Source organism: Mesorhizobium sp. M1143 (genome assembly GCF_040318435.1).
GTDB lineage: Bacteria > Pseudomonadota > Alphaproteobacteria > Rhizobiales > Rhizobiaceae > Mesorhizobium.
The window spans coordinates 1-2,261 of sequence record NZ_JAMYMJ010000151.1 but is presented as its reverse complement, the minus strand read 5'-3'; the positions used below and the strand labels follow the sequence as shown (position 1 = coordinate 2,261).

Sequence of the window (2,261 nt, the reverse complement as noted above, 5' to 3'; positions counted from 1 at the left end):
TCCATCCGCAGCGCGTCGACAACGTCGTGGCAATTGACACCGGCAAACATCGTGTCCTGGGCTCTTTGCGGCCTTCGGACCGGCTTTGCACCACGCCAGTGCATTCTCCGTGCCGGCATGGTGCGCGCCAACATGAACATGGGCAGCCACGCCGGGTTCTCGCGAATATCCGACAGGTAGGTCGGAATGCGTACGGCTATGCGACGCAGCATGCTGCCGTTTCGCGCGATTGTCTCAAGGCTTGCAGCGCCGGCTTTGTCGGAGTTCATAACGGTCATCGGGGTCCTCAGGTCATGAATGCACTTATCGACGAAGTTGGGTCCCGGTGTTTCGCCGAAACCCGATTCGCCGCGGAAGAACTAGGCGCTTGCCGCGTTTTGTGCAACGCACCATTGCAGTGAGAAAATGGAGGTTGCGCGTTCGTATAAGACAATCGCAACCACTCCAATTACCTCAGGAACTGTCTGTAGCCGCCGCCCATCAGGTAGCGGCCGCGTTGGATGGCGCGACGTACCTGATCGCGAAGATGGCCGCCTGGATGACGCCAATCTTCTTCGACACGGCGTCTCCCGAACAAGGCAATGGCGACCTCCTGATGAGATGCTCCCGCCAGCGAGCCATCCAAAGCCTGCAGTACAATACGCAGACGCGCTCCGCGGTGTTCCGGCGGAAAGCAAGCAGCTGACACGCGGCGGCAATCATTGATGTCGTTCAGGAACTGAAGGGCAGCGACATGGAACTTGAGGTGCTGCGGCTGAAGGATTGCGTCGACATATAGCCGCAACGGGCGGAGGACGGACGCACCGGAAACGGCGATCTGCAGACTCCGGCAGTTCTCCCTCAGCAGCACGTGCTGCATGCCCGCAGCTGTCAGCAGGATGTCCTTGCAGCATGAGAGCGAAGAAAGGTGAAGCGGTTCAAAATCGTGGTCGAGCCCCAGCGGCTCCGCGGCCGCTCGTAGAATACAGGCGCAATCGCGCGGATCCCAAAAGACCCTCGCCGATGTAGCGTCCGACTGTGGCGCGTCCGCGAAAAAGGAGGCTCCATTGTCTTAGGAAAGCTGATTCTGTCGTCAACTCGATTATCTTCATGTCGGCCTGGGTTCCGACGAAGCAGGCGGACGGTGCCATTTTGGCGTGGTCGCGCTGGAATTGTGGATTGCGCCGAAGAAACTCCCAGGCCCAGCCAGTGCGTGGCAATCGTCTGGCGTAGTGGTAAGCGTCCTGGCGACGCCAGTCCGGCCAGCATACAAGGCCGACCGTCGCTTCCTTGGGCAAACCAGCATCCTTCATGGCACAGGTGTCCACAATGGCGCTATGCTGACGGGCCTAGAACCGGTTGCCACAATACCGGTCCGCTCAGACGTCCCCTGCTGCGGATGCGCAAAAGGCTCGCGTGGGAAATCTCGAGAAACCCAGCCACCGCCTCCGTTTTGCCGACGCACTTGGGTTCTCCGATGCGCGACAATGGCCACGTAGCAAGGCGGAGGATCCGCTCCATGCGCGTGTCCGTCACCGTTACGATCCGGGTCAGATCCTTGGCCAAGCCGAACTCGATCATGCCCGCGAAGAGCTCGTAGGTCGCCTGAGCCAGCCCGCCCGCTGCCTTGGGCGCCGACGGAGGAAGATCGAGCGCGAAACGACTGCTCTCCCATATGTCGGTGGTCGAGGGCACGACGTCAGCACCCAGCAGCACCGGGAAGGTGTCGCGCAACATTGTGGGTCCGGTGCTGGGCAAAAGACGCACGCAACCGCGAATTCGCCAGTCGGATCCTTTGAGGAGCAGATAGACAGGCTTGAGAGCATCAAACGGATCGGATTCCATCTGGTCTTCGGTATCAACTTCCCAATCGAGCCTTTCCTTGAACACCCGAAACCTGAGCCCGTGCATCTCTTTGAGCTCGCCTGCAAAATCACTGTAAAAGTCTGGTGCTATCAGTTGCATCATGGTCGCCTCCATGTGGGATGTGTTCCCGCCATCGAAGGGCAAAGCTGACAGCGATGCAGCCTGTAGAGGTTTACAGGTATCGTGGCTGAGAATCAGGATCTCGTCAGGCCGGAGGCAGCCATTCGTGCAACGGCTTGGTTGATCGTTCGAACGCCAAACTTTGCCTTGGCGTTTTCCAGATGAAAGGTCACGGTGCGCTTTGAGACGCCGAGAAGCTGGCTAGGGCCAAGACTCATAATTGTGGTGCGAGCGCTGCAGCGCTGTCGTCAGTCTCGGCAACATTGTGCTTGAATTGTTATGAGGCGATCAGGGGG

At 59.2% G+C, this 2,261-nt stretch carries 3 protein-coding genes and 2 pseudogenes; all 5 read right to left on the bottom strand.

From position 1 onward, the window contains the following. Positions 1-278, bottom strand: a pseudogene (locus NKH35_RS31465) (hypothetical protein); the annotation flags it as partial. A gap of 170 nt (positions 279-448) precedes the next feature. Beyond that, positions 449-859 (bottom strand): DUF2285 domain-containing protein, encoded by a 411-nt coding sequence (locus NKH35_RS31460; protein ID WP_023673629.1) that lies wholly within the window; start codon positions 857-859, stop codon positions 449-451. A 58-nt stretch (positions 860-917) separates the two neighbouring features. Beyond that, positions 918-1,292 carry a transcriptional regulator domain-containing protein gene (locus NKH35_RS31455; protein ID WP_352461172.1) on the bottom strand — a complete coding sequence of 125 codons (375 nt, stop codon included), beginning with the start codon at positions 1,290-1,292 and terminating at the stop codon, positions 918-920. 22 nt (positions 1,293-1,314) lie between these two features. Further along, positions 1,315-1,947 (bottom strand): acyl-homoserine-lactone synthase, encoded by a 633-nt coding sequence (locus NKH35_RS31450; protein WP_023707030.1) that lies wholly within the window; start codon positions 1,945-1,947, stop codon positions 1,315-1,317. A gap of 92 nt (positions 1,948-2,039) precedes the next feature. Further along, positions 2,040-2,165, bottom strand: a pseudogene (locus tag NKH35_RS31445) (LuxR C-terminal-related transcriptional regulator); the annotation flags it as partial. Positions 2,166-2,261 lie beyond the last annotated feature (96 nt).